17 protein-coding genes and 1 pseudogene are annotated in these 19723 nt (G+C 70.8%); 7 read left to right on the top strand and 11 right to left on the bottom strand.

From position 1 onward, the window contains the following. Positions 1–4: 4 nt before the first annotated feature. From ACWDYF_RS07870 to ACWDYF_RS07895, 6 genes are all read right to left on the bottom strand, one after another. Positions 5–382, bottom strand: coding sequence for a hypothetical protein (locus tag ACWDYF_RS07870; protein ID WP_389462785.1), 378 nt, complete (start codon positions 380–382; stop codon positions 5–7). Further along, positions 379–837 (bottom strand): hypothetical protein, encoded by a 459-nt coding sequence (locus ACWDYF_RS07875; RefSeq protein ID WP_389462784.1) that lies wholly within the window; start codon positions 835–837, stop codon positions 379–381. The genes ACWDYF_RS07870 and ACWDYF_RS07875 overlap by 4 nt, the downstream gene beginning before the upstream one ends. Before the next feature lie 241 nt (positions 838–1078). Next, positions 1079–1294: a hypothetical protein gene (locus ACWDYF_RS07880; RefSeq protein ID WP_389462783.1), complete on the bottom strand. Its 216-nt coding sequence runs from the start codon at positions 1292–1294 to the stop codon at positions 1079–1081. A 14-nt stretch (positions 1295–1308) separates the two neighbouring features. Next, positions 1309–1911 (bottom strand): hypothetical protein, encoded by a 603-nt coding sequence (locus ACWDYF_RS07885; RefSeq protein WP_389462782.1) that lies wholly within the window; start codon positions 1909–1911, stop codon positions 1309–1311. Between the two features lie 233 nt (positions 1912–2144). Beyond that, positions 2145–2438 carry a hypothetical protein gene (locus ACWDYF_RS07890; RefSeq protein ID WP_389462781.1) on the bottom strand — a complete coding sequence of 98 codons (294 nt, stop codon included), beginning with the start codon at positions 2436–2438 and terminating at the stop codon, positions 2145–2147. 497 nt (positions 2439–2935) lie between these two features. Next, positions 2936–3196 carry a recombinase family protein gene (locus ACWDYF_RS07895; RefSeq protein ID WP_389462780.1) on the bottom strand — a complete coding sequence of 87 codons (261 nt, stop codon included), beginning with the start codon at positions 3194–3196 and terminating at the stop codon, positions 2936–2938. On the opposite strand from ACWDYF_RS07895, the pseudogene ACWDYF_RS07900 reads away from it, so the two are divergent. After that, a pseudogene (locus tag ACWDYF_RS07900) lies at positions 3164–3280 on the top strand (LLM class flavin-dependent oxidoreductase); the annotation flags it as partial. The gene ACWDYF_RS07895 and the pseudogene ACWDYF_RS07900 sit on opposite strands and share 33 nt — an antisense overlap. Before the next feature lie 91 nt (positions 3281–3371). Continuing rightward, positions 3372–4280 (top strand): Cof-type HAD-IIB family hydrolase, encoded by a 909-nt coding sequence (locus ACWDYF_RS07905; RefSeq protein WP_381738937.1) that lies wholly within the window; start codon positions 3372–3374, stop codon positions 4278–4280. A gap of 46 nt (positions 4281–4326) precedes the next feature. Here ACWDYF_RS07905 and cydD read toward each other — a convergent pair whose 3' ends face one another. From cydD to ACWDYF_RS07920, 3 genes are read right to left on the bottom strand one after another with little or no spacing between them, the layout of a single operon-like run. After that, the gene (gene cydD, locus ACWDYF_RS07910) at positions 4327–7854 is read right to left on the bottom strand and encodes a thiol reductant ABC exporter subunit CydD (protein WP_389462779.1); all 3528 of its coding nucleotides are present in this window, start codon (positions 7852–7854) and stop codon (positions 4327–4329) included. Between the two features lie 52 nt (positions 7855–7906). Beyond that, complete coding sequence (gene cydB, locus ACWDYF_RS07915; RefSeq protein WP_389462778.1) at positions 7907–8911, bottom strand: cytochrome d ubiquinol oxidase subunit II; 1005 nt, start codon at positions 8909–8911, stop codon at positions 7907–7909. Between the two features lie 18 nt (positions 8912–8929). Then, positions 8930–10438, bottom strand: coding sequence for a cytochrome ubiquinol oxidase subunit I (locus ACWDYF_RS07920; protein WP_389462777.1), 1509 nt, complete (start codon positions 10436–10438; stop codon positions 8930–8932). 203 nt (positions 10439–10641) lie between these two features. On the opposite strand from ACWDYF_RS07920, the gene ACWDYF_RS07925 reads away from it, so the two are divergent. Next, positions 10642–11070, top strand: coding sequence for a cyclophilin-like fold protein (locus ACWDYF_RS07925; protein WP_389462776.1), 429 nt, complete (start codon positions 10642–10644; stop codon positions 11068–11070). A gap of 81 nt (positions 11071–11151) precedes the next feature. Here ACWDYF_RS07925 and hisC read toward each other — a convergent pair whose 3' ends face one another. Continuing rightward, positions 11152–12231 (bottom strand): histidinol-phosphate transaminase, encoded by a 1080-nt coding sequence (gene hisC, locus ACWDYF_RS07930; protein WP_064534024.1) that lies wholly within the window; start codon positions 12229–12231, stop codon positions 11152–11154. Between the two features lie 446 nt (positions 12232–12677). On the opposite strand from hisC, the gene ACWDYF_RS07935 reads away from it, so the two are divergent. From ACWDYF_RS07935 to ACWDYF_RS07945, 3 genes are all read left to right on the top strand, one after another. Next, the gene (locus ACWDYF_RS07935; RefSeq protein WP_078510031.1) at positions 12678–13790 is read left to right on the top strand and encodes a LacI family DNA-binding transcriptional regulator; all 1113 of its coding nucleotides are present in this window, start codon (positions 12678–12680) and stop codon (positions 13788–13790) included. A 183-nt stretch (positions 13791–13973) separates the two neighbouring features. Beyond that, positions 13974–15077, top strand: a complete 1104-nt coding sequence (locus ACWDYF_RS07940) for a metallophosphoesterase (RefSeq protein ID WP_381738929.1) — start codon at positions 13974–13976, stop codon at positions 15075–15077. A gap of 182 nt (positions 15078–15259) precedes the next feature. Further along, entirely contained in the window at positions 15260–16126 is an 867-nt protein-coding gene (locus ACWDYF_RS07945; protein ID WP_389462775.1) for a hypothetical protein, read from the top strand. Positions 16127–16203: 77 nt separating this feature from the next. On the opposite strand, the gene thiC is transcribed toward ACWDYF_RS07945, so the two are convergent. Beyond that, the gene (gene thiC / locus ACWDYF_RS07950; protein WP_389462774.1) at positions 16204–17994 is read right to left on the bottom strand and encodes a phosphomethylpyrimidine synthase ThiC; all 1791 of its coding nucleotides are present in this window, start codon (positions 17992–17994) and stop codon (positions 16204–16206) included. A gap of 241 nt (positions 17995–18235) precedes the next feature. Here thiC and ACWDYF_RS07955 point away from each other — a divergent pair, with 241 nt between their 5' ends. Then, positions 18236–19627, top strand: coding sequence for a YibE/F family protein (locus ACWDYF_RS07955; RefSeq protein ID WP_381738924.1), 1392 nt, complete (start codon positions 18236–18238; stop codon positions 19625–19627). Positions 19628–19723 lie beyond the last annotated feature (96 nt).

Raw genomic sequence — 19723 nt, forward strand, 5'->3', positions numbered from 1 at the left:
AGGCTCACGGGGCGAGACGGCGTGCGGTGCGAAGGCAGGCGGCCTCGGCCGGGCACTGGGCGAGAAGGGTGACCTGGTGCGGGGACCTGCGGACCGTCTGCGGCCAGCTCTGGGAGGCGAAGACCCGCTGACCGGCGGCAGCGACGCGGGCTACCGCCCGTGCGACGGTCAGAAGGATTCTCGCTGTCGGTCCAGCCGGACCGGCAGCGACTCGGGCTCCCGATCGAACCAGCGGGGCCAGGTCCTCGCTCAGGCCGCCAGGGGCGATGACGAGGCTGCCAGGCCGTTCGGCGGCGAGCGCCGCCAGCGTGCGCTGGTGGTGTCCGCCGCGCCGGTGTGCGTACGGCTCGATCAGCACCAGCGGATCGGGGGCGGCGTTCATCCGGTGACCGCCTGCTCGCCGTACAGGGTGGTGAAGTGCTGGTGCAGCCAGGGCGGGTCGTTGAGTGCCTCGAAGCGCTGAGTGTCTCGGGCAGCAGCCTTGGCGAAGCCGAGTCCGTCACGGGCTCCGGCGGCCGCATAGGCGGCGAATTCGCCGTCGCGGCTGGCCGTCCAGGCGGCGATGCGCTCCTGGGCAGAGGCGTCGGCCATGCCGTACTCGCTGCCGCGCGCGAGCATCGCACACTCTCGGAAGCCCGCCTTCCACGCGTGGAATGGGCTCTGATTGAACCGCGTGAACCCGGCAGTCCGGCGGCAGAACTCGACGCGTCCGGGCAGTGCGGCCAGCACGTCGACGGCTTGGCCCATCTCCCTGAGCGCCGAGCCGCGGATCAGCTTGAGGCCGCCGTAGCCGTAGGTCAGGCCGTTGACCGGGGTGACCGCCTGCCAGACCCGCATCGCCACACCGTCGGCCAGAGGCTGGACCGCTGCGGTGGGGAACTCGGGGTCGATGGCGAAGTCACCATCAGCGAGGAAGAACTGTTCGGTGTCTACCAGTTCGGCGGTGAGCCGGTAGGCGGTCGCATCCCGCGGACTCCGTGCAGGCGCTTGACGGTGCCGCCCAACACCCGGGCGAGGCGGGTGTGCAGGGACCCGGCCAACGGCTCGTCGTACGAGAGCTGCGCTGCCTCGAAGCCGGTCACTTGATCGCCTCCAGGCAACGGGCTGCCACCACGGCAGGCGTGAGGTCGGCGGTGGAGGCGTGCGCGCGCTTGGCGTGCACCAAGTAGAACTCGGCATCCGTGGCGAGGCGCTCGGCGATCTGGACGGCCTGCCCGTCGGTGTCGAACAGCAGTTCGTGGTCAATGTGCTCGGCCAGCCAGCCGGTCCGTGGGCCGATCATCGGCAGAGCCATCGCCTGACAGTCGATCACCGACATGGACCAGGGGCAGCCCGGGCGGGAGGGGCGATGCCGAAGTGGGCGTCGGCCAGCAGGTAGCGGATGCGGTCGCCACGGTCGGAGGCGATGCTGACGCCGTCCGTGGTCGCCAGCTCCTCCAGGTGCCGTTCGGGGCTGGGGTCGAGGCGGATTCGCTCGGGGCTGCGGGTGCCGAACAGGTCCATCACGGTGAGCCGCACCGGGGCATCGGCGACGAGACGCCGGGCGAGCCGGGTGAAGCGGGAGGTGCCGTAACGCCTGTACAGGCGGTGGTTGTAGATGCCGGTGGCCCTGCCTGCGGGCGGGGTGATGTCGGCCGGGTCGCGTACCAGCCGTACGTCCCTGGGGGCGGGGACGACGTACAGCCTGTCGCCGAGTTCGACGCCGGTACGGGCGGCGGCCGCGATCGTCCGGGAGGCGGCGGTGGAGGAGTGGACGAGGGCGCGGTCCCAGGCCCCGAGCCCGGCGGCGAAGGCCAGCAGCACGCTGCGGCCCAGGCCCCGGTCGTTCATCGCGGAGTCCAGCTCCAGGACTCCGGTGTCGGTGAAGGAGAACGGCGGGTAGTGGCAGTAGCCCGCGATCAGCGCGTCCACCCCCGCACCGCCTGAGGTCGTCGGGCGGTCGGTTGCATCGCGCTGCGTCCAGATGCTCCAACACCTGTGGCCGCGCGTGCCGCGCTCATGGCCGACTGGCAGGTCGTCCGAACGCGACGCCCTCAGTTTCCGGAGAATCGCCGGTTGGGTGAACCAGCGATCTCGTGGATAATCCGCCCCCGCCCGAGCCTGCCCGACCCTCAGACCTGGTTCTGTTCGATGTCGATGCGGTCTCAGGCGAAGACCCCGCTCGGCTTGCCGGACGCGTCGATGACCACGGCGGAGAAGAGGAAGCGGAGCACCGCGTTGCGCCGCTCGTCCGTCATCTCGTCGGCCTCCCAGGCCGCCCTGGCCCCCGGACCCGTGAGTCCGTCGAGCGGCTTCACCGGCCGCACGACCAGCCGCTTCTGAGCCTTGGCGATCCGGTCGGTGATGTCCTTGCTCATCGCCCGGTACTCCGCCGGGGAGATCTCCTTGGCGGTCCACATCTGGTCGAGCTCGGCGAGTTGCCGCTGGTCCGCCTCCACCGCCTCGGTCAGGGCGTTTCGTGGGTGTGGCGGAGGCGAGCCGACCGGAGACGGTGAGGCGGCCGAGCAGGTCGATCGCGGCCTCGGTGACGAGTTCCTCCAGCTTCACGGCAGCGATGCGGCGGACGTACTTCTTCTCGTCGTTACGGCTCTTGCGCGTGCACAGGTACGAGGGCACCGCCCCGACCTTGGTGCATGCGGATGCCAGCGACGTGGTGGGGGTCGAGCAGGGCCCGGACGGCGCCCTCGGTCCACTCCTTGCCGTACACGGTCCTGATATGCCGCGCTACTCCTTGCCGTACACGGTCCTGATATGCCGCGCTTGTGGAGGACGAGGGCGATGACGACCTGGCTATGGCCCTTGAGATAGCGGTCGAAGACCTCGCGGACGATCTCGGTCTCGTCCTCCCTGACGGTCATGCCGTCGGGCTCGTCCCCGAACCGCCGCTTGCCCGAGTGCGGCGTGCCGGTCTCGGCCCGTTCCGCCAGCGCGGATTTCAGGCGCGGGAGGTGTCGTCGGAGGAGCGGCAGGCGTGGACGCCCTCGATGCGGAGGATGAACCGGTCGTCGGGGTCGGAGAGGTTCCGGCGGTTCGCCTCGCCGTGCAGCACGATCTCCTGCTCGTCGGAGACCTGGAGCAGCTCCTCCAGGTCGCGCGGCTGCCGCATGAGCCGGTCGGGGTGGTACGCGATGATGTGCCGGAACTCGCGACGCCGAGCGTGTTCGAGGAGCTGGGGTTCACCGAGATCGTGCTCCACTGGCCGATCCCGGACTCCGATTTCGCCGCGGACGAGAAGGTCTTCGAGCAGATCGCCACGGACGCCCCCGCTCAGCTGGCGTGACCGAAGCCCGCTCGGCCGGCGTGACCGAAGCGACGTCTCACCTGTGCGCAGACCCGCACGATCGTGCGAGGCGATACGGGACAATGAGGCGGTGACCTCAGCGACGCGACAGCCCGAGCCCCCGGCCTCCTCCCAGCTCTCGACCTCGCTCGCGCGGGGAGCGGCCCCCGCCGTCCCCCCGCGGCTGATCGCAACCGATCTTGACGGAACGTTGCTGCACGACGACAAGTCGGTCTCCCCGCGCACGGTCGCCGCCCTCGCCGCCGCCGAGGAGGCCGGTATCGAGGTCTTCTTCGTCACCGGCCGCCCGGCCCGCTGGATGGATGTCGTCAGCGAGCATGTGCACGGCCACGGCCTGGCGATCTGCGGCAACGGCGCGGCCGTGGTCGACCTGCACGGCGGGCCGGGCGCCCACCGTTTCGTCAAGGTGCGGGACCTCGCCCGGGAGAACGCGCTGGAGACCGTACGGCTGCTGCGCGACGCGGCACCCGGCACCGCGTACGCGATCGAGCAGACGTACGGATTCCATCAGGAGCCGGACTATCCGAAGCTGCACATGGAGGCGCCGGACACCCTGGCGCCCGCCGAGGAACTGCTCGCACCCGACGGCGCCACCGCCCGGTACCCGATCCTGAAGATCCTCGCCTCGCACCCGACGATCGACCCCGACGCCTTCCTCACCGTGGCCCGGCTCGCGGTCGGTGACCGCGCCACCGTCACCCGCTCCAGCCCCAGCGCCCTGCTGGAGATCAGCGGACCCGGTGTCTCCAAGGCCAGCACCCTCGCCCTGTGCTGCGCCGACCGCGGCATCTCCCACGAGGAGGTCGTCGCCTTCGGCGACATGCCCAACGACATCGAGATGCTCACCTGGGCCGGCCGGTCCTACGCCATGGGCAACGCCCACCCGGACGCCGTCGCCGCCGCGACCGGACGCACCGCGGCCAACAACGACGACGGCGTCGCCCTCGTGATCGAACGGATCCTGGCCGAGCGGCGCTGACGGCAGCCGCCGACGGCGCGCCGGGTCCGGCACGCCGTCGGCTCTTCTACCGGGCCGCCACCAGCAGTTCGGCCGCCGACTCCCGCTCGGCCATGCTCCGCAGCGGACCGGGCAGGGCGAGCAGTTCCGCGTACGGTCCGCGCTGGACCACTCGTCCCTCCGCCAGGACGATCACCTCGTCCACGGCGTCGAGCCCGGCCAGCCGGTGCGTGATGAGCAGCGTCGTACGGCCCTCGGTGGCGCTCAGCAGATCGGCGGTGAGCGCGTCGGCGGTCGGCAGGTCCAGATGCTCGGCCGGCTCGTCGAGGACCAGGACGGGGAAGTCGGCGAGCAGGGCACGGGCCAGCGCAAGCCGCTGCCGCTGGCCACCCGACAACCGTGCGCCGTGCTCCCCGACGAGCGTGTCGAGACCGTCGGGGAGGCTGTCGGCCCAGTCCAGCAGCCGGGCACGGGCGAGCGCGGCCCGCAGCGCGGGCTCGTCGGCGTCCTTCCTGGCCAGCAGCAGGTTCTCCCGCACCGAGCTGTCGAAGAGGTGGGCGTCCTGGGCGCACAGGCCCACGAACCGCCGTACGGTGTCGCCGTCCAGGGAGCGGGCGTCGACCCCGCCCAGGCGGTAGGTGCCCGACGCCGGGTCGAGGAACCGCAGCAGCACCTGCGCGAGGGTCGTCTTGCCGGCCCCGGACGTTCCGATCACCGCGACCCTGCGGCCCTCCTCCAGGGTGAGGTCCAGTCCGGCCAGCGCGTCCGACTCCTGGCCCGTGTGCCGGGCCGTGAGGGACCTCACGGTGAGCGGGAAGGGCGTCGCGGGCTCCGGGTGCGCAGCCTCCGGCTCGCGGACGGGCTCGGGGGCGTCCAGGATCTCGTACACGCGCTCGGCGCTGCGCCGCACCCGCTGGCGGTGGCGGACGGCGAGCGGCATGCCGAGGACGGCCTCGAAGGCGGCCAGCGGGGTGAGTACGACGACGGCCAGGGCCACGCCGCTCAGCCGGCCCTCGGTGACCGCCTGGGCGCCGACGAGTGCCGCCGCCGCCACGGTCAGGCCCGACAGGAGGGCGGTGAGCCCGTCGCCGAGCGCGGTCGCGGTGGCGGCGCGCGAGGCGATCCGGGTCAGTACGCCGTCGGCGCGGCGGGCCTCGGCGGTCCGCGCGGGCAGCGCACCGGCGACCGTCAGCTCGGCGGTCCCGGTGAGCAGGTCGGTCACACGGGTCGCGAGGACACCGCGGGCGGGAGCGAGCCGCCGCTCGGCCCGGCGTGCCACGGCACCGGTGATCACCGGGACGCCCGCCCCGGCCGCCAGCAGTCCCACGGCGAGGACCGCACCGGCCTCGGGCAGCAGCCAGGCCGTGAAGGCGACGGAGGCGGCCGACACGGTCACCGCCGCACCGGCGGGCAGCAGCCAGCGCAGCCAGTAGTCCTGGAGCGCGTCCACGTCGGCGACGAGCCGCGACAGCAGATCGCCCCGGCGTGTCCGCCGCAGCCCGGCGGGAGCCAGCCGCTCCAGCCGCCGGTAGACGGCCACGCGGGTCTCGGCCAGCATCCGCAGCACCGCGTCGTGCGACACCAGCCGCTCCGCGTAGCGGAAGACGGCCCGGCCGATGCCGAAGGCCCGCGTCGCCGTGACGGCCACCATCAGATAGAGCACCGGAGGATGCTGCGACGCCCGGGAGATCAGCCAGCCGGAGGTGGCCATCAGTCCCACGGCGCTGCCGAGGGCGAGGCTGCCCAGCAGCATGGCCAGGGCGAGGCGACCGCGGCGGCGGCCGCAGGCCGCACGGACACGGGCGAGAACGCCGCCCGCCGCCGGGACAACGCCGCGCTCGGTCGCCTGTTCCTCCGCGAGGGGCGCGGCCGGTCCGGCCGTCGTCTCCCGCGCCGCCGTCACCTCTGCCCCGCCTCGCCCGGCCACCGCTGCCGTGTGCGTCCGGCCCCGTGTCTCGGTGCCTTCCAGATGCACCACCCGGTCCGCGGCCTCCAGCAGCGCGGGCCGGTGCACCACGAGCAGCACCGTGCGTCCCGCGGACAGGCGCCGTACCGCTTCCACGATGCCGGCCTCGGTCTCCCCGTCCAGCGCCGCCGTCGGCTCGTCGAGCAGCAGGACGGGACGGTCGGCGAGGAAGGCACGGGCGAGCGCGAGCCGCTGCCGCTGGCCCGCGGACAGCCCCGCGCCGTCCTCGCCCAGAACGGTCCCGGTACCGCCCGGCAGGGCGTCGACGAACGTCAGCGCGCCCGCGTCGGCCAGCGCCGCGCGGACCGCGGCGTCGTCCGCGCCGGGCCGGGCGAGGCGGACGTTCTCCGCGATGGTCCCGGCGAACAGCTGGGGCCGCTGCGGCACCCAGGCGATGTGCGAGCGCCACTGCTCCGGGTCGATGTCGGACAGGTCGGTGCCCGCGACGCGTACACGGCCCGTGGTGGGCCGGAGGAACCCCAGCAGGACGTTCAGCAGCGTCGACTTGCCCGCACCGCTCGGCCCGACGAGCGCCACGGTCTCGCCCGCCTCCACCGTGAAGGACACCGCGGACACGGCGTCCGCCGACCGCCCGGGGTAGCGGACACCGACGCCCTCGAAGGTGAGAGCCCCGGCGGGGACGGCCGCCGTGCCGGACTCCGGCACCGGCGTCCCGAGGACGTCGAAGATCTCCTCGGCCGCCGCCAGCCCTTCGGCCGCCGCGTGGTACTGCGCGCCCACCTGACGCAGCGGCAGATAGGCCTCGGGCGCCAGCACAAGGATGACCAGGCCGGTGTACAGGTCCATGCCGCCGCTGACGAGCCGCATCCCGATCGTCACGGCGACCAGGGCGACCGAGAGCGTGGACAGCAGTTCCAGCGCGAAGGAGGACAGGAAGGCGATGCGCAGCGTACGCAGGGTCGCCCGCCGGTATTCGTCGGTGATGCGCCTGATCGACTCGGCCTGCGCCTTGGCCCGGCCGAACACCTTCAGGGTCGGCAGGCCGGCCACCACGTCCAGGAAGTGCCCGGACAGCCTGGACAGCAGACGCCACTGCCGGTCCATACGGGACTGAGTGGCCCAGCCGATGAGCATCATGAAGACCGGGATGAGGGGCAGGGTGCCGACGATGATGGCCGCCGACACCCAGTCCTCGGTGACGACCCTGGCCAGTACCGCCACCGGGACGACCACCGCGAGTCCGAGCTGCGGCAGATAGCGGGAGAAGTAGTCGTCCAGGGCGTCGATCCCGCGCGTGGCCAGCGTGACCAGCGAACCGGTCCGCTGCGCGCTCAGCCAGCCGGGGCCCAGCGCCGTGGCGCGGGCGAGCAGCCGCCCGCGCAGCTCGGATTTCACCGCCGCGCTCGCCCGGTGCGCCGCCAGCTCGGTGAGCCAGGAGACCAGCGCCCGGCCGCAGGCGACGGCCACCAGAAGCAGCAGGGGGGTGCGGAGGTCGGCGACCGGCATCCGGTGCTGGAAGGCGCCGACCACCACTTCCGCGATGAGCATGGCCTGGGCGATGACGAGCCCGGCGCCCAGAGCACCCAGGCCGATGACGGCCATCAGGAAGAACCTGGTGGCACGGGCGTAGTGGAGGAGACGCGGATCGATCGGTTTCACGTGAAACATGCCCTTCGGCCCACCGGGGTGCGTTTCACGTGAAACGCACCCCTCACCGGACTCAGTGCGCGGCTTCGGCGATGTGCTGCGTGCCGATCCGCTTGCGGAACACCCAGTACGTCCATCCCTGGTAGAGCAGGACGATCGGCGTGGCGATCCCTGCGCACCAGGTCATGATCTTCAGGGTGTAGGGGCTGGACGAGGCGTTGGTGACCGTCAGGCTCCAGTCCGCGTCGAGCGTGGACGGCATGACGTTCGGGAACAGCGACAGGAAGAGCATCGCCACGGCGGCCACGATGGTGACGCCCGACAGGGCGAAGGACCAGCCCTCGCGCCCTGCCTGGTTGGCCACCAGCGCGGCGACCAGGGCGGCGACCGCGACGACGAGCGCCACCAGGCTCCGGCCGTTGCCCGAGTCGGCCTGTGTCCACAGCAGGAAGGCCAGCGCCACCACGGCCGTCACCAGCCCCACGCGCAGCGCCAGAGCGCGGGCCCGTTCCCTGATCTCCCCCACGGTCTTCAGTGCCGTGAACACCGCGCCGTGGAAGGTGAAGAGCGTCAGGGTGACGGCGCCGCCGAGGAGCGCGTACGGGTTGAGCAGGTCGCCGAAGCTGCCGACGTACTCAAAATTACGGTCGATCTTGACGCCCCGGACGATGTTGCCGAAGGCCACGCCCCACAGGAACGCGGGGATCAGCGAGCACCAGAAGATCGCGTGCTCCCAGTTGCGCTGCCAGTTCTCCTCGGGCCGCTTGGCGCGGTACTCGAAGGCGACACCGCGCACGATCAGGCAGACCAGGATGATCAGCAGCGGCAGGTAGAAGCCGGAGAACAGCGTGGCGTACCACTCGGGGAAGGCGGCGAAGGTCGCGCCGCCCGCGGAGAGCAGCCACACCTCGTTGCCGTCCCAGACCGGGCCGATGGTGTTGATCAGCACCCGCTTCTCGGTCCGGTCGCGGGCCAGCAGCTTGGTGAGGACACCGACTCCGAAGTCGAAGCCCTCCAGGAAGAAGTAGCCGGTCCACAGGACGGCGATCAGGACGAACCAGACGTCGTGCAGTTCCATGACGGTGCCTTCCTCGGCCTAGTAGGAGAAGGCCATCGGCTTGTCGGCGTCACGGTGGTCGCCGCCGATCTTCGTGGGCGGGTTGAGGTCGGCCTCCGTCAGCTCGGGCGGTCCGGCCTTCACGTACTTCACGAGCAGCTTCACCTCGATGACGGCGAGGATGGCGTACAGCGCCGTGAAGACGGTCATGGAGGTGAGGACCTCGCCCTGGGAGACGCCGGGGGAGACCGCGTGCCGGGTCTGTAGCACGCCGTAGACGACCCACGGCTGACGGCCCATCTCGGTGAAGATCCAGCCCCAGGAGTTGGCGATCAGCGGGAAGCCCAGGGTCCAGATGGCGACGAGCCAGTACAGCCGGCCGAGCTTGGGGCTGAGCGCCTTGTTCTTGAAGAGGACCAGATGGGGGACCTCGTCCTCACCCACCCGCAGATGCTGCGGCAGCATGAACTTCTTCCGGGTCAGCCAGAGCCCGGCCAGCCCGATGGCGAACGAGGCCATGCCGAAGCCGATCATCCAGCGGAAGGCCCAGAAGGTGACCGGGATGATGGGCCGGTAGTCGCCCGGACCGTACTTCTGCTGCTCGGCCTTGTTGGTGTCGTTGATACCGGGGACGTAGGAGTGGAAGTCGTCGTCCGCGAGGAAGGACAGTATTCCGGGGATCGACAGCTCGACGGAGTTGTGCCCCTTGCTGACGTCGCCGTACGCGAAGACCGAGAACGGTGCGGAGTTCTGGCCGTCCCAGAGGGCCTCGGCAGCGGCCATCTTCATGGGCTGCTGCTTGAACATGACCTTGCCGAGCGTGTCGCCGCTGATCGCGGTGAGCAGACCGGCGACGACGACCGTGATCAGGCCCAGCCGCAGCGAGGTCTTCATCACGGAGACGTTCTTCTTGCGGAACAGGTGGAAGGCGGCGATGCCGACCATGAAGGCGCCGCCGGTCAGGAAGGACGCGGCGAGTGTGTGGAACGCCTGGGCGACCGCGGTGTTCTGGGTCAGTACGGCCCAGAAGTCGGTGAGTTCGGCGCGCCCCTTGGCCTGGTTGATCCGGTAGCCGACCGGGTGCTGCATCCACGAGTTGGCCGCGAGGATGAAGTACGCCGACAGGACCGTGCCGATCGAGACCATCCAGATGCAGGCCAGATGGATCTTCTGGGGGAGCTTGTCCCAGCCGAAGATCCACAGGCCGATGAAGGTGGACTCGAAGAAGAACGCGATCAGCGCCTCGAAGGCGAGAGGAGCCCCGAAGATGTCACCGACGAAGCGGGAGTAGTCCGACCAGTTCATGCCGAACTGGAACTCCTGCACGATGCCGGTGACCACGCCCATGGCGATATTGATCAGGAAGAGCTTGCCCCAGAACTTGGTCGCCCTGAGGTACTTCTCCTTCTCCGTGCGCACCCAGGCGGTCTGTAGCCCGGCCGTGAGGGCGGCCAGGGAGATCGTCAGGGGAACGAACAGGAAGTGGTAGACGGTCGTGATGCCGAACTGCCAGCGCGCCAGTGTCTCCGGCGCCAAAGCCAGGTTCACGTCGTCACTCTCCTTACGTCGCCGTGCCCTACGGCGGCGGTTTGCCCCGGTGTGACCTGCACAACAGTGCAGCAATCGGACTAGCTTGTGAACGCGTTCACATTCACAAGCAATTATGACGCACACCCGCCCGGCATCCGAAGGGGGGTCCCTTTCCGGCCAGCCCCTTGGCAGAGGCTTCAACATATTGTTGAATCCGCGGCATGCGGACACAGCCCGGACAGCCGACACAGCCCGGACAGCCCACGCCACCGACGCGGATACGGATCTCCTGGCCGGCGGGGCACCTCACCGCGGCCCTCGACGACACCCCGACCACGCGGGCACTCGTCGGTGAACTCCCCCTCGTCTCCACCGCCCGCACCTGGGGCGAGGAGGTCTACTTCGACACGGGCACCCGTGTTCCACGTGAAACGGACGCCCGGCAGGTCGTCGAGCCCGGCACGGTCGCCTTCTGGACCGACGGCGACGCGCTGGCCCTGCCCTACGGGCCCACGCCCCTCTCACGGGGCACCGAATGCCGTCTCGCGAGCCCGTGCAACGTCCTCGGCCGGATCGACGGCGACCCGCGCCGCCTGGCGACGGTGCGCGACGGCGACCCGGTACGTGTGGAACTCCTCACGTCGCCCTGAGGGCCGCACGGCTCCCGGGAACGGCCGGAAACGACCGCTCGCCGGGGACCGGCGGCCCTTAAGGACCTGTCGTCCCCGCTCTCAGACCTCCTTGAAGAACGCCTCGGCCGTCTTCAGGAAGATGTCGTTCGCCTCGGTCTCCGCGACGGTCACCCGCACCCCCTCGCCGGGGAACGGCCGCACGACCACGCCCGCACGCTCACAGGTCTCGGCGAAGGCCGCCGTGCGCTCCCCCAGCCGCAGCCACACGAAGTTGGCCTGCGTCTCGGGAACGGTCCAGCCCTGTGCACGCAGCGCGTCGACCACGCGCGTGCGCTCGCACACCAGCGAACCCACCCGGCCCAGCAGCTCGTCCTCCGCCCGCAGGGAGGCGATCGCCGCTTCCTGCGCCAGCTGGCTCACCCCGAAGGGCACGGCCGTCTTGCGCAGCGCCGCCGCGACCGGCTCGTGGGCGATGGCGAAACCCACCCGCAGTCCGGCGAGGCCGTACGCCTTGGAGAAGGTGCGCAGCACGCAGACGTTGGGCCGGTCCCGGTAGAGCACCGCGCCGTCCGGCACCTCGGGGTCCCGGATGAACTCGCGGTAGGCCTCGTCCAGCACCACCAGCACATCGCCGGGCACCCGGTCGAGGAACCGTTCCAGCTCGGCCCGGCGCACCACCGTGCCGGTCGGGTTGTTCGGATTGCACACGAAGATCAGGCGGGTGCGCTCGGTGATCGCGTCCGCCATCGCGTCCAGGTCGTGCACATCGCCCGGCGTGAGCGGCACCTTCACCGAGGTCGCGCCGCTGATCTGCGTGATGATCGGATACGCCTCGAAGGACCGCCAGGCGTACATGACCTCGTCGCCGGGACCGCTGGTGGCCTGGATCAGCTGCTGGGCCACCCCGACGGAACCGGTGCCGGTGGCCACGTGCGCGGCCGGCACGCCGAAGCGCTCGGCCAGCTCGTTGACCAGATCGGTGCAGGCCATGTCCGGGTACCGGTTGAAGGAGGAGGCCGCCGCCGTCACCGTCTCCATGACACCGGGCAGCGGCGGATAGGGGTTCTCGTTGGAGGACAGCTTGTACGCCACCGGGCCGTCGCCCGCGGCGGCCTTGCCGGGCTTGTAGGTGGGGATGCCTTCCAGCTCGGCGCGCAGCTTCGGGTTCGTCTCGCTCACCGCAGTCCTCCTCATGGCCACCACCGACATCCAATACTCCATACCTTATGAGGATTGGGCGCTGCTGCGAATGGGTCGGAAGCCATCACCTCGGACCGGTTCCGCACCCGCCGCCCGCCGCACGGACGGCCGCGCGGCCGTCCGTGCGACATCACGGGCGTCTTCGTACGAATATGTACGAATGAGGGGCGCATCTCACATATATCTATGCGCCGGTGGCTTGCGCCGTGGCGCGCGTCGCTCGTGCAGGTGAGTTGAGACCTCTTCGAGACCTCCAGGGCTCGACAGGCCCATGGGTGTCGTCGCATCACGTCCTGGCATGAAATCGCTTAACTGACTCACTTTCTAAGGCAGTTGACCCTTTATGACCATGCAGAAACGTGCCTGTCAATGCGTGCATATGCGTCCGCACTACCCCACCGCATGAGCCCTACTATCGGCTCGCCATGACAGCAGCAGGGAAGCACCAGGTGAGCCGCGCGGATACCTCTCGTCGAGGCAGCCGGCCGGGTCGGGCGGGCATCAGAGACGTGGCCGCCGCCGCCGGAGTCTCCATCACAACCGTCTCCGATGCCCTCAACGGCAAGGGCCGGCTCCCGGACGCCACCCGCCGCCATGTCCGTGAGGTCGCCGACCGGCTGGGGTACCGCCCCTCGGCCGCAGCACGCACGCTCCGTACCGGGAAGTCGGGCCTCATCGGCCTGACCGTGACGACGTACGGGGATGAACCTTTCACCTTCACCGAGTTCGCGTACTTCGCCGAGATGGCGCGAGCCGCCACCTCGGCCGCGCTCGCCCGCGGCTACGCGCTCGTCATCCTCCCGGCGACCTCGCGCCACGACGTGTGGTCGAACGTCGCCCTGGACGGCACGGTCGTCATCGACCCCTCCGACCAGGACCCGGTCGTCAGCGAGCTGGTCCGGCAGGGCTTACCGGTGGTGAGCGACGGCCGCCCGGCCGGCGCCCTCCCGGTCACCGCCTGGGTCGACAACGACCACGAGGCCGCCGTCCTCGACATCCTCGACCACCTCGCCGAGGCCGGCGCCCGCCGCATCGGCCTGCTCACCGGCACCACCACCGACACGTACACCCATCTGTCGACGACCGCCTACCTGCGCTGGTGCGAGCGCGTCGGCCAGGACCCGGTCTACGAGTCCTACCCCGCACACGATCCGTGCGCGGGCGCCGTCGCCGCCGACCGGCTGCTGGCGCGCCCCGACCGGCCCGACGCCGTCTACGGGCTGTTCGACCCCAACGGCACGGACCTGCTCGCCGCCGCCCGCCGCTACGGCCTGCGCGTCCCCGACGACCTGCTGCTGGTGTGCTGCAGCGAGTCCACGGTCTACGCCAACACCGAGCCGCCGATCACCACGCTCTCCCTCAAACCGCGCCGCATCGGCACCGCGGTGGTCCAGCTCCTCATCGACGCCATCGAGGGAGTCGAGTCGGACCAGCCGGTCGAGCAGGTCATACCGACCGAGCTGATCGTGCGCACCTCCTCGCAGCGGCGCCCGCCGCGCACGACCGTCAGCCCGCCCCGGTCACCGGAGGAGCAGTAGGAGCGTCGCGCCGCGGGCCCGCCGAAGAGTGTCCAAACGGGGCGAAAGCCACGGTGAACCTGAGTCCCGTTCCGATTCACCACCCCTGGGTCATCACACGGCGCGATCCGCATTCCTATGATGGGCGCACGACACCGCGGGCCGCTGCGACCAGGCAGTCCGAAGCGGTGCAGACGCGGCGCGATGGTGGAGGGGTCGATGACTCAGGGGGCCGGTCAGGGACCCGAGGTGGAGCGGACGGCGACACTGCGCGACTTCCGCGTGCCCGCGTACATGAACGAGGCCGGTCCGTACCCCACCGGCGCGCCTCCCGCCGAGAGCGCGCCGCCGCTCGAGGAGGAGCGCCCGGCGCCCGAGGAGGGCTACCCGGACGTGTACACGCCGACCCAGCGCGACCTGCCCGTCATCCACCGCGGCGACACGGTCCAGGTGACGGTGGACCCCGTCGCCGCGCAGGCCCCGGCCGGGCCCGGACCGCTGTTCGTCGTCGGCGACGTGCACGGCTATCTCGACCAACTGGTCGCCGCGCTCCAGGAGCAGGGACTCGTCGACGCCGCGGGCCAGTGGTGCGCCGGCACCGCACGGCTGTGGTTCCTCGGCGACTTCACCGACCGCGGCCCGGATGGCATCGGCGTCATCGATCTGGTGATGCGGCTGTCCGCCGAGGCGGCGGCGGCCGGCGGCTACTGCAAGGCCCTCATGGGCAACCACGAGCTGCTGCTGCTGGGCGCCAAGCGGTTCGGCGACACCCCCGTCAACTCCGGCGCGGGCACCGCCACCTTCCAGGCGGCCTGGCTGCTCAACGGCGGCCAGAAGTCCGACATGGACCGTCTCCAGGACCACCACTTGCAGTGGATGGCCCGCCTCGACGCGATGGAGGAGGTCGACGGCTACCTCCTCGTGCACTCCGACACCACCTCCTACCTCGATTACGGCGACTCGATCGAAGCGGTCAACGACACGGTCCACGACACCCTCACGCGCAATGACGCGGACGAGTGCTGGGACCTGTTCCGCAAGTTCACCAAGCGCTTCTCCTTCCGTGACGAGGGCGGCGCCGACGCCGTGCGCTCGCTGCTCGGCACCTACGGCGGCGCCCGCATCGTGCACGGCCACAGCCCCATCCCGTATCTGCTGGGCGAAGTCGGCTCCGAGGACGGCGACGAGGCCGCGGGCCCCGTCGTGGAGGGACCGCATGTCTACGCCGAGGGCCTCGCCATCGCCATGGACGGCGGCGTGACCATGGCCGGAAAGCTGCTGGTCCAGCAACTTCCGCTGGACGTCTGACCGTTCGACGGCCACCCCGTCGGTGCCGGGCCCGGCCGCGGCCCGGCACGCAATTTGTGGAAACCCCCTGTCACCGCGCACCGTCGCGGCTCTACCATCGGTTTATCCGTAGCAGGCTCCCCTCCGTTTCTGCCCGACGGCTCGCTGTCATGCGAGCCCCAAGCCCTACGGAGCATCGGGGGATGCACATGAACAGCGTTCCGCAGCACCTGCTGAGCGAGGACCGCCGGGAGTACGAGCGGATCCTCGATGAGGCGCTGCGCTCCGCCCCACACCACCTGGAAGCGACCGCCGTCGGACAGCGGCTCACCACCGAACAGCTGCGCACCATGGCGCTCAACGCCACCGCCCTGATCACCGCGGCCGCGGCGACCGAGTACCACCACTACGTGACGGTCCGCGAGAAGCTGCGTCGGCCGGCACCGGCCGGAGCGCCGGCCGTCCGGGACCCCGGCACCGCGGAACCGGACCCGGCCGCGCCGGAACTCGCGGCCACCGTCGGCGAGGCCGTGGAGACCGGCGGCGCGGGGGCCGCCGCGGTGGTCGCGGTTCTCGCCCCCGTCCTCGCCGGGATCGCCGCCGCCCTCTTCCTCCTCGTCGGCTACGCCCTGAAGGCCCTCGACCCGGCACCGGCCTTCGCGCAGAGTCTGGTCACCGTCGGCTGGGTGTTCGGCGCCGTGACCGCGGCGGCCCTCCTGGCGGCCGGTGTGGCACTGCTGGCCACCGCGCTGCGCAACCGGCCCGCGCCGGACGCCGGGCCGTACGGCGTCCTCGACGAGGACCTCGCACGGGCCCGGGACGCCTGGCGCGAGGCCCTGCTCGAACGGGGCCTCCTGCCGTTCCTGCGCGAGGCCCTCGCGGCCTCCGCCGGTGCGGCGCCGCACCGCATGGACCCCGCGGCCCCGAGCGGCCGGATGCCGCACCTGGGCTACGGCCGCCCCGGCTTCAGCAGCCCGGACGACGGGGCGGCCCCGGGCTCCCGTCCGAGCTACTCCAGCCCGGACTTCTCCAGCCCGGACTTCGGGGGTCCGGAACACCGCCCGGAGTGAGCGACCGGACCGGTGCCGGAGGGGACGGGATCCGCCGCCCCCTCCGGCACCGGCAGCCGCCGGCTGTCACACCGGTCTCACTCCGCGATCGGCAGGTACACCCGGTTGCCCGCCGCGGCGAACTCCTTCGACTTCTGGGCCATGCCCTCCTCGATGTCGGTCTCGGCCCGGCCGGTGCCGTGCTCGCGGCGGATGTCCTGCGAGATCTTCATCGAGCAGAACTTCGGACCGCACATGGAGCAGAAGTGGGCGGTCTTGGCGGGCTCCGCCGGAAGGGTCTCGTCGTGGAACTCCCGGGCCGTGTCCGGGTCGAGGGCCAGGTTGAACTGGTCCTCCCACCGGAACTCGAACCGGGCGTCGGAGAGCGCGTCGTCCCATTCCTGGGCTCCCGGGTGTCCCTTGGCGAGGTCGGCCGCATGGGCGGCGATCTTGTAGGTGATGACGCCGGTCTTGACGTCGTCACGGTTGGGCAGGCCGAGGTGCTCCTTGGGCGTGACGTAGCAGAGCATGGCCGTGCCCCACCAGGCGATCATGGCGGCGCCGATACCGGAGGTGATGTGGTCGTACGCCGGGGCGACGTCCGTCGTCAGCGGGCCGAGCGTATAGAACGGAGCTTCATCGCAGATCTCCTGCTGAAGGTCGATGTTCTCCTTGATCTTGTGCATCGGGACATGTCCCGGGCCCTCGATCATCGTCTGTACGTGGAAACGCTTGGCGATCGTGTTGAGTTCCCCGAGCGTGCGCAGCTCCGCGAACTGTGCCTCGTCGTTGGCGTCCGCGATGGATCCGGGCCTGAGGCCGTCGCCGAGCGAGTACGTGACGTCGTAGGCGGCGAGGATCTCGCAGAGTTCCTCGAAGTTCTCGTAGAGGAACGACTCCTTGTGGTGCGCGAGGCACCAGGCCGCCATGATCGAGCCGCCGCGCGAGACGATGCCGGTCTTGCGGTTCGCGGTCAGCGGCACATACGCGAGGCGTACGCCGGCGTGGACCGTCATGTAGTCCACGCCCTGTTCGGCCTGCTCGATGACCGTGTCCTTGTAGACCTCCCAGGTCAGCTCCTCGGCCCTGCCGTCGACCTTCTCCAGGGCCTGGTAGAGCGGCACCGTGCCGATGGGCACGGGGGAGTTGCGCAGCACCCACTCGCGCGTGGTGTGGATGTTGCGGCCGGTGGAGAGGTCCATGACGGTGTCGGCGCCCCAGCGGGTCGCCCACGTCATCTTCTCGACCTCCTCCTCGATCGAGGAGGTGACCGCGGAGTTGCCGATGTTGGCGTTGACCTTCACCAGGAACCGCTTGCCGATGATCATCGGCTCGATCTCCGGGTGGTTCACATTGGCCGGGAGCACCGCACGGCCGGCGGCGATCTCCTCACGGACGACCTCGGGGGAGACGTTCTCCCGGAGGGCCACGAACTCCATCTCGGGGGTGATCTCCCCGCGGCGCGCATAGGCCAGCTGCGTCACCGCCTGTCCGCCGCGCCCCCGCCGCGGCTGGCGCGGGCGGCCGGGGAACACCGCGTCGAGGTTGCGCAGTCCTCCGCGCGGCGAGGTGTGCTTGATCCCGTCGTCCTCGGGACGGACGGGACGGCCCGCGTACTCCTCGGTGTCGCCGCGGACGATGATCCAGTTCTCCCGCAGCGGCGGCAGACCGCGCCGGACGTCGGTGTCCACGAGCGGGTCGGTGTACGCGCCCGAGGTGTCGTAGAGGGTGACCGACTCCCCGTTGGTGAGGTGCACCTGACGGACCGGCACCCGCAGGTCGGGGCGGGTGCCCTCGACATACGCCTTGTGCCAGCCGATGGATTTCCCGGCCTCCGGGGACTGTTCGTCCTGGACGGAGGCAGGCGTGCGTGCGTCCTTGTTGGTCATGAGACCTACTCCCTACGCCGGCATTACCCGGTAACAGGTTCGGCGGTCGACGCAGCGGCTTCCGTCCGGCGGCATTTCCCGGGGAACGTCGTACGTTCCACGTGAAACATCGCGAAGACGAAGGTCAGCGCCCTCTCAGCCCGGTGCTCCGAGCTCCCGCGTGTGCAAAGGTGCCTCCACGCTAGCGCCATGTGTGGCGCGGTGAACAGTGGGCCCCCGGCGTTCTTGCGATGATCGGTCGGTGACCACGACGCAGCAGTTCCCCCATCCGCCGCCGGAACCACGCCCCGGCCCCGAGTCCGGGCACGGCCATGGATCCGGACACGGTCACGGGCATGCGCACAGCCACAGTCATGGCCCGGCCGCGCCGGTCTCGCAGCACCTCCGCAAGATCATCGCTGCGGTTCTGGTCCCGTTCGCCGCCGCCGTGGTGGTCGGGCTCGTCGTGCTCTGGCCCGGCGGCGCCCCCGCGCACCAGCGCACCGGCGTGGGCTTCGACCGGCAGACTCAGCAGGCCACGGTCACCCAGGTGGTGGCGGTGAGCTGCAAGGCGGTGAACACCTCGGGCGACACACCGACCGGCGACACCTCCACCGCCGAGGGCGCCTCCGCCCAGGCACAGGCGTCCGGCACCTGCAAGAAGGCCACGATCCGCGTCGACACCGGCAAGGACAAGGGGCGTACCTTCACGGAGATCGTGCAGCCGGACCAGTCGCGGCAGTTGCACCAGGGCGAGAAGGTCGTGGCCGCCTACGAGCCTGCCGCGCCGAGGGAGTTGCAGTACTCGGTCACGGATGTGAGCCGCGGCTTCCCCATGGCGCTGCTGGCCGGAATCTTCGCACTCGCCGTCGTGGTCGTCGGGCGGATGCGCGGGGTGATGGCGCTGGTCGCGCTGGCCATCAGCTTCGTGGTGCTGGACCTCTTCATCCTGCCCGCGATCCTGCAAGGGTCGAATCCGCTGGTCGTGGCCGTGGTGGGAGCGAGCGCGATCATGCTGATCGCGCTGTACATGTGCCACGGCCTGTCCGCCCGTACCTCGGTGGCCGTACTCGGCACGCTGGTCTCGCTGGTGCTGATCGGCGTCCTGGGTTCGCTGTTCATCGGCTGGGCCTCGCTCACCGGCAACACCGACGACAACACCGGACTGATCCATGGCCTGTATCCGTCGATCGACATGAGCGGCCTGCTGCTCGCCGGGGTGATCATCGGGTCGCTCGGTGTCCTCGACGACGTGACGGTCACGCAGACATCGGCGGTCTGGGAGCTGCACGAGGCCAATCCGGCGATGGGCTGGCGGGGGCTGTACCGAGCGGGCATCCGGATCGGGCGCGACCACATCGCGTCCGTCGTCAACACCCTGGTCCTGGCCTACGCGGGCGCGGCGCTGCCGCTGCTGCTGCTCTTCTCGATCGCGCAGAGCAGCGTGGGGACGGTGGCCACCAGCGAACTCGTCGCCGAGGAGATCGTGCGCACGCTCGTGGGCTCGATCGGCCTGGTCGCCTCGGTGCCGGTCACCACGGCGCTGGCGGCGCTCGTCGTCGCGGCCGACCGGCCGCAGCCGGTGGCCGCCCCTGCCGCGGCGGGGCTGCCCGCACCGGCGCGCGGCGGCCGGGGCAGGCGCCGCAAACGGTGATCCGCCCCTGGGCGGGACCATGGCCCGCAGGGACGGCGAAAAGGTCACGGACCGTGTGGTGAAGCGTTACTCCTCCGCACACACTCGGTTGCCGAA

Source organism: Streptomyces sp. NPDC003284, assembly GCF_053589675.1.